Source organism: Mycobacterium sp. TH-M116, from assembly GCF_057473685.1.
Genome location: NZ_JBYCLC010000230.1, coordinates 1 through 6,562 on the forward strand (window position 1 = coordinate 1; position 6,562 = coordinate 6,562).

At 69.2% G+C, this 6,562-nt stretch carries 8 protein-coding genes and 1 pseudogene; 4 read left to right on the forward strand and 5 right to left on the reverse strand.

The genetic code is table 11. The features are described from left to right. On the reverse strand, window positions 1-1,712 hold a 1,712-nt coding region (locus AC2VOK_RS11580; protein ID WP_428900595.1), incomplete at its 3' end, for a DEAD/DEAH box helicase. 153 nt (window positions 1,713-1,865) lie between these two features. On the opposite strand from AC2VOK_RS11580, the gene AC2VOK_RS11585 reads away from it, so the two are divergent. Beyond that, entirely contained in the window at window positions 1,866-2,447 is a 582-nt protein-coding gene (locus tag AC2VOK_RS11585) for a hypothetical protein (protein ID WP_428900596.1), read from the forward strand. 34 nt (window positions 2,448-2,481) lie between these two features. Here AC2VOK_RS11585 and AC2VOK_RS11590 read toward each other — a convergent pair whose 3' ends face one another. Beyond that, on the reverse strand, window positions 2,482-2,889 hold the full coding sequence (locus AC2VOK_RS11590) for a type II toxin-antitoxin system VapC family toxin (RefSeq protein WP_428900597.1): 408 nt from the start codon (window positions 2,887-2,889) through the stop codon (window positions 2,482-2,484). Continuing rightward, window positions 2,886-3,146, reverse strand: a complete 261-nt coding sequence (locus AC2VOK_RS11595) for a type II toxin-antitoxin system Phd/YefM family antitoxin (RefSeq protein WP_428900598.1) — start codon at window positions 3,144-3,146, stop codon at window positions 2,886-2,888. The genes AC2VOK_RS11590 and AC2VOK_RS11595 overlap by 4 nt, the downstream gene beginning before the upstream one ends. Before the next feature lie 121 nt (window positions 3,147-3,267). On the opposite strand from AC2VOK_RS11595, the gene AC2VOK_RS11600 reads away from it, so the two are divergent. Then, window positions 3,268-4,119 (forward strand): phytanoyl-CoA dioxygenase family protein, encoded by an 852-nt coding sequence (locus tag AC2VOK_RS11600; protein ID WP_428900599.1) that lies wholly within the window; start codon window positions 3,268-3,270, stop codon window positions 4,117-4,119. Further along, window positions 4,116-5,483 carry an FAD-binding oxidoreductase gene (locus AC2VOK_RS11605; RefSeq protein ID WP_428900600.1) on the forward strand — a complete coding sequence of 456 codons (1,368 nt, stop codon included), beginning with the start codon at window positions 4,116-4,118 and terminating at the stop codon, window positions 5,481-5,483. Before AC2VOK_RS11600 ends, AC2VOK_RS11605 begins: the two co-directional genes overlap by 4 nt. A 156-nt stretch (window positions 5,484-5,639) precedes the next feature. On the opposite strand, the pseudogene AC2VOK_RS11610 reads toward AC2VOK_RS11605, so the two are convergent. After that, window positions 5,640-5,903 (reverse strand): annotated as a pseudogene (locus AC2VOK_RS11610) (TIGR03085 family metal-binding protein); the annotation flags it as partial. A 353-nt stretch (window positions 5,904-6,256) separates the two neighbouring features. Between AC2VOK_RS11610 and AC2VOK_RS11615 the strand changes: the two are divergent. Continuing rightward, window positions 6,257-6,412 carry a hypothetical protein gene (locus AC2VOK_RS11615; protein WP_428900601.1) on the forward strand — a complete coding sequence of 52 codons (156 nt, stop codon included), beginning with the start codon at window positions 6,257-6,259 and terminating at the stop codon, window positions 6,410-6,412. Here AC2VOK_RS11615 and AC2VOK_RS11620 read toward each other — a convergent pair. Next, a partial coding sequence (locus AC2VOK_RS11620; protein WP_428900602.1) for a thioredoxin family protein occupies window positions 6,409-6,562 on the reverse strand: 154 nt, incomplete at its 5' end. The two genes, AC2VOK_RS11615 and AC2VOK_RS11620, sit on opposite strands and share 4 nt — an antisense overlap.

Below are 6,562 nucleotides of genomic sequence, written 5' to 3' on the forward strand. Positions count from 1 at the left end.
AACCGATCCGCCATGTATCGGGCGTGCTCGATGCTGACGCAGAAGCCCAGTGCGCGCATGGCAGCCACGTCGAACACCTTGTCGCGCAGTTCTTTCAGCACAATGCGCGTGCGGGCGTCGTTGCCGGTGTACAGGTTGCTCAACGCGGACAACTCGTATCCGCCGCGTTTCCATTGCAAGCCGCCCAGGTCGACTCCGTCGTGCACCCCGAAGTAGTGGAAGGGGCACAGCAGGTGCTGCTCGAGGGCGTCCCAGAGTCGAAGTTCGGCAGCTACTCGCCAGTCGAAGAATTCGCGGACGTCCACGCCGTCGCCGCGCTCGGGCGTCGCGGTCAGGCCGAGCAGTTCGATGGGCTGCACATGGTCGAGTAGTCGCCGATAGGACGTGGCCTCGGCATGGTGGAACTCGTCGACCACGACCACGTCGAAATGGCCGGGATCGATGGTGGCAAGCCGGTCAGCCGAGAGCGATTGGATGCTCGCGAAGACGGGCCGCCACGTGATCGGCTGGTCCCCACCGACGAGGAGCTCACCGAACGTCGGCTCGGTCAGCACTTCCTGGTACATGCGCCGGGCCTGGGTGAGGATCTCCTTGCGGTGGGCGACGAACAGTAGCGTCAAGTCGCGGCCGTGTCGTTCGCGCACGAGGCGCCGATAGTCCAGGGCGGCAACCACCGTCTTTCCGGTCCCGGTGGCCGCCACGACCAGATTGCGGTGCCGGTCGTGCAATGTCCGCTCCGCGTCGAGCTCCTCGAGCATCTCGGCCTGGAATGGCTTGGGGTGCACCTCGAGACCGGACAGTGTGACGGCAAGCCCGTCCTTGGGACGCCCACCGGCGGCGGTGGCCAGCGCCGCGCGCAGCCGGTCCCCGTCTGATGACGGTCGGTAGGCCTCGAACTCACGGTTCTGCCAATACGACTCGAAGGTGGCGCGGAACTTCTCCAGCAGGTGCGGAGTCGACACCGCCGACAGTCGCACATTCCATTCCAGCCCGTCGACCAGGGCCGCGTGTGACAGGTTGCTCGACCCCACGTAGGCGGTGTGAAAGCCGGTGTTACGGCGCAGCAACCACGCTTTGGCGTGCAACCGGGTGCGCTGGGTTTCGTAGTTGACCCGCACCTGCGCGCCGAACTCGTCGACCAACGCGTCGAGGGCGCGTGCGTCGGTGGCCCCGAGATAGGTCGTCGTGATGACCCGCAGCGGCACGTGGCGCCGTCGCAGCTCACCGAGTTCGTCCTCCAGCAGCCGCAGGCCCTGCCACTTGACGAACGCGCACAACAAATCGACCTGATCGGCGCTGGCGAGCTCGGCCCGCAGCTCGGCGGCCAAGGTCGGCTCGTTGTGTCCGTTGGTCATCAGCGCGGCGTCGGACAACGGGGTGGCGGGCCGTGGCAAACGGATGGCGCCGAGACGCGTGGCCTCGATGACCTCGTCGAGCCGTTCGATTTTCCCGACCTCGCGTTGATGCAACGCCTCGGTCATCGCGTCGGGGTCGGGCAACGCTGCCAGGATTCGGCGTACCACATCGACGCGGTCTTGCGGGGTTCTCGCCGCGCGCAGCGCGCGTTCGATGAGCGGTGTGAGATGGCGTGCGAGAGCAACTGGCTGCTCGGCATCATCGACCGGGCCGATCTCGGGACGCAGGTCAGCGCGCTCAGCCAACGCCCGGTTCAACCGCTCGGTCAGCAGCGACTCGTAGAGCCCCTCGTGCATGCCCGGGAGCGTAGTGCAAGCACCGGCTCGAACCCCCTCGTTTCGCCGCGAGCCGGTGGTGCATTGACCGGGCGCCCGCCGCATGCGCCTCGTCGCCCAGCGGTTGCCATCGCAACAGCGCCTCCGAAGCCCGCATCGGATACCGTCACGCGCATGTACGTGACCGACCTGGAGCACTTTCTCGACATGCCCCCCGACGCGCCGGGACCGGCCCGCCGGTTGGCCGAGCACCTGGGCACCATCGTGCGGGCGGCAACGGCGGGCGACGCCCTGATCGCGTGGGAGAGCGCGCTGCCGTGTCGGCGTCGGCCCGCCAACCGTCGCTGCCCCGGTCGGATGATCGTGCAACGCAGCGAGCCGGGCTCGCCGATCGCCTGGCGATGCAGCGCCTGCGGCGACGACGGCGTGATCAGCAACTGGGAGGAATCGCCCTTCGATCTGCGTCGTCGACGGCCCACGCTCGTCGGCGCCGTGCACCAGATCGTCGTCTCTCACGAGGTGGCCGCCGCGCTCCGCGAATTGGCCTTCCTGGAAGCCGAACTCGAACGGCTGGTGTTCGCAATCCGCGCCCACGGCGGCGATGCGGTCCTCGCGGTCACCGCCGAACAGCTCGACGAGCTCATCGACGCTGTGGCCGCGGAAGCCAACCACGAACCCAACCGGCGCAGGCGACAACGCCTCGACGCCGCCTACGACGCGCTCGACGCCGCGGCCCGATCCGCCAAACGCCGCTGACACCAACACCGAGGCGCGGTGCAGGCGAGGCCGGTCATACCCGGATGACGGTCAGGCCGGCGGCACCTTCGAGGGCGACGAAGCCGGCGTCCCGGGTGACCACGGGCAGCGCTCGCGATGCCGCGATGGCCGCGATCCACAGGTCGTTGACCCGCACCCGTCGACCGCTCTCGGCCAGATGGATCCGAAGCCGCGCCCACATGCGCGCCGCTTCGTCGTCGACGGGCAGCGCTTCGATGTCCCCCACGGCGTCCAGTGTCGCAAGGCGCTGCGCCCTCACCTCGGAAGACGCCGCGGCCAGCACGCCGGCGTGTAACTCAGCGAGGGTGATCACGGTGGTGGCGACCTCGTCGGGGATGCGCGACTCATCGAGGCCCCGGCCGCTCTCGGTCGCCATGAACACTGACGTATCCAGCACTCCGACCGCGCGCGTCTCGGTCATCGGATGGGCCCCAGATCGTCGGTGGTGTCGCCTGCGAGCGCGCGGAGATCCTCGCGCAACCCGGGATCGGCTTGAGCACGGCGCAATCGCGACAGCAACTCTGCCTTGCTCAGCCGGCGTCGGCGCTGGGGACGAATGGGCATGAGCACCGCGACGGGACGGCCTTTGACGGTGATAGTGACGTCTTCGCCCTCCCGCACGCGCCGCAGCACCCCCGCCGTGTCGTTGCGCAGCTCGCGGGATCCCACCTCAGACATGCTACGAAAGTAGCACAATTGTAGGACAATGCTTCCGCCGCCGAATATCGCGGCGTGCGAGGGGACGCGCCGGGCACTGGGTCACTTGACCCGCGGTCGCGTTGGGGCCAGGGTCACGTATATGACCATCGACGACGATCCCGTCACGACGCTGGACGACCTCAAGGGAGATCTCGCGGGCCGGCACCGCTGGACCCAGACCGGCGGCGCCTCGGTGGACCGCGCGGTCGTCGACACCGACATGGCGGCCCTGGAGCGCGACGGCTACGTCGTGTGGGAGAACCTGCTCGACGCCGACGAGCGCCGCTCCATCCGCGACACCGTCGGCCCCTGGCTGGGACACACCGGCCGCAATTCCTTCGAGGGCCGCCGCACGCAGCGCATCTACAGCGTGCTGAGCCGCACGCGGGTGTGCGACCGCCTGGCCGACCACCCGCGGGTGCTGGCCGTGCTCGACCGGCTCCTGATGCCCAACTACCTGCTGTCGGCGTTGCAGGCCATCAACATCCAGCCCGGCGAGTCCGCGCAGCTGGCCCACCACGACGACGGCTTCTACCCGATCCCGCGGCCGCGGGAACCATTGGCCGCCGCGACGATCTGGGCGATCGACGACTTCACCGCCGACAACGGAGCCACAGTGGTGCTGCCCGGCAGTCACCGCTGGGGCAGGCGCCCACCCGGGCCCGACGACCCGGCGCTGCCGGTCGTCATGCCCGCCGGCTCGTGCGTCTTCTTCATCGGAACCCTCTGGCACGGCGGCGGCGCCAACACCACCGACCGGGACCGGCTCGCCATCACCGCCCAGTACTGCCAACCGTGGCTGCGACCGATGGAGGCCTTCACCCTGTCGGTGCCCCGCGAGGTCGCCCGCACGCTCTCGGCAGACCTTCAGCGCATGATCGGCTACAGCATCCATCCCCCGTTCGTCGGCGCCGTCGACGGCCTGCACCCGCTGCGGTTGTTGGACCAATGACCGCGACGCGCTTCGCGCAGATCGTCGGCGCCGCCAACCTGCTCACCGGTGACGCGATCCCCGACGACTACGGCCACGACGAGGAACTCACTGCGGCCCCGCAGCGGCCGGCCTGCGTCGCCAAGCCGGCCACCGCGCAGGAGGTCGCGGAGTTGCTGAAAGTTGCTACCGCGCAGGCAATCCCCGTGACGGCCCGCGGGTCCGGCACCGGGCTGTCGGGTGCGGCGATCCCCCGGGCCGACGGGCTGCTGATCTCCTTCGAGCGGATGAACGCCGTCCTCGAGGTCGACACGGTCAACCAGGTCGCCGTCGTGCAACCGGGAGTGACGCTGACCGAGTTGGACGCCGAGACCACCCGATTCGGGCTGCGCTACATGGTCCACCCGGGCGAACTGTCCTCCAGCGTCGGCGGCAACGTCGGCACCAACGCCGGCGGGATGAACGCGGTCAAGTACGGGATCGCCCGCCACAACGTGGTCGGCCTGCAGGCGGTGCTGCCGACCGGTGAGATCATCCGCACCGGCGGCAGGATCGCCAAGGTCTCCACCGGCTACGACCTGACGCAGTTGATCGTGGGCTCCGAAGGCACCCTGGCGCTGGCCACCGAGGTGATCGTCAAGCTGCACCCGCGGCTCGAGCACAGCGCCACCGTGCTGGCCCCGTTCGGCGACTTCGATCAGGTGATGGCGGCGGTCCCGGTGATCGCGGCCAGCGGCCTCGGCCCCTACATCCTCGAATACGTCGACACCATGACGATGGCCGCGCTCGTCCATACCCAGCACCTGGAGCTGGGCATCCCCGATCAGGTCCGCGACGCCTGCCAGGCGTATCTCGTTGTGGCGCTGGAGAGCCGGACGGCAGCACGGCTCGAGGAGGACGTCGAGCGGGCCGGCGAGCTGCTGGCCGAGCTCGGCGCCGCCGACGCCTACGTGCTCGAAGGGAGCTCGGCGCGCAAGCTGATCGAGGCCCGCGAGAAGGCGTTCTGGACCGCCAAGGCGATCGGGGCCGACGACATCATCGACACCGTGGTGCCGCGCGGCGCGATGCCAAAATTCCTTGCCGGCGCGCGGGAGCTGGCGGGGGCCGCGGGCGCCGCCGCGGCCGGCTGCGGGCACGCCGGCGACGGCAATGTGCACCTGGCGATCTTCTGCAAGGACCCGGCCGCGCGCAAGAAGCTCATGACCGACATCTTCGCGCTCGCCATGGAACTGGGCGGCGCCATCTCCGGCGAACACGGCCTGGGCCGCGCCAAGACCCCGTACTTCCTCGAACTCGAAGACCCGGTCAAGGTCGACCTCATGCGCCGCATCAAGGCCAGCTTCGACCCGGCGGGCATCCTCAACCCCGACGTGCTGTTCGGTTGACCCACGCCTCACAAGTCTGTGCGACGTGCCGATGTGCCCGCCTCGTAGCGACAAATCCCGCCGCCGCAAGGTTTGTCGCTACGAGGCGGGCACAAAGCCGGTCGCCTGGGCCAGGGGCACGTGTGGCCGATGTGACTGAGCGGCGCCCCACCGCGCTCACATGCCCAAGTGCGTACGACGCACCGCCGCAACGGCTTCCGTAGCGCCGCTGAGTGAGGCCGTCGGCGAACCCTTCCGCACCACGACCCGCTGGCCGGCAGCGGCCCACACCACCTCGAGCCCACCACCGCGAAGCCGCCTGCCGAGAAACCGGCCGCTACGATACACGTTGCGCCACAAGGCAGCATCCATGTCCGGCGCCAGAACACGCGGCGTGAGCCCGTTCGCCCGCCGCACGTCCTCGTGGTGGACGAAGAACTGGCCGGTCACGCCTACGCCGGCGGCGTCATCGGAGCGACCTGCCACCCGCGGGTGGCGGGCGCTGGTCTACGTCGCGGCCCTGGCTCCCGACGGGGGCGAGGCCGTCGCCGACGTCTTCTACCGCAATCCCCCGGGCCCGCGGACACCCGAACTCGCACCCGACGACCAGGGTTGGATCTGGCTTCCCACCAACGCCTTTGGCGACGCCTTCGCCCAGCACTCGGGCGACCGGGAACACGCGATGCTCGCCGCGGCCGAGCGGCCCATCGCCGCGGCGTGCATCCAGAAGCCGGTGCCCGAAACCGGATGGAAAGAGGCTACCCACCTGGCATCTGATCGCCGAGGAAGACCGGTTGATCAACCCGGCCACCCAAAAGTTCACGGCCGCACGCATGAATGCCCACACGCGGACACACCGGGTGGATCACGCGGCGCTGATCACCCGGCCGGAGGTCGTCACCGAAATCCTCGCCGAGGCGATTCTGGCGGTGCCGGTCCCCAAAAGCTAGTCGACGAATTCCGAAATCTCGCGCAGCAGCGCGGCTTTGCCCTTGGCGCCGGTGATTCGCTTCACCGGGTCTCCGTCCTTGAACAGGATCATGGTGGGGATGGACACCACCTGGAACTGCGCGGCGGTCTGCGGGTTGGCGTCCACGTCG

Excerpts from the sequence above, each read along its gene's own strand:
- AC2VOK_RS11585 (WP_428900596.1), top strand. The coding sequence starts at position 1,866 with ATGTACGTGACCGACCTGGAGCACTTTCTCGACATGCCCCCCGACGCG.
- AC2VOK_RS11590 (WP_428900597.1), bottom strand. The coding sequence starts at position 2,889 with ATGACCGAGACGCGCGCGGTCGGAGTGCTGGATACGTCAGTGTTCATG.
- AC2VOK_RS11595 (WP_428900598.1), bottom strand. The coding sequence starts at position 3,146 with ATGTCTGAGGTGGGATCCCGCGAGCTGCGCAACGACACGGCGGGGGTG.
- AC2VOK_RS11600 (WP_428900599.1), top strand. The coding sequence starts at position 3,268 with ATGACCATCGACGACGATCCCGTCACGACGCTGGACGACCTCAAGGGA.
- AC2VOK_RS11605 (WP_428900600.1), top strand. The coding sequence starts at position 4,116 with ATGACCGCGACGCGCTTCGCGCAGATCGTCGGCGCCGCCAACCTGCTC.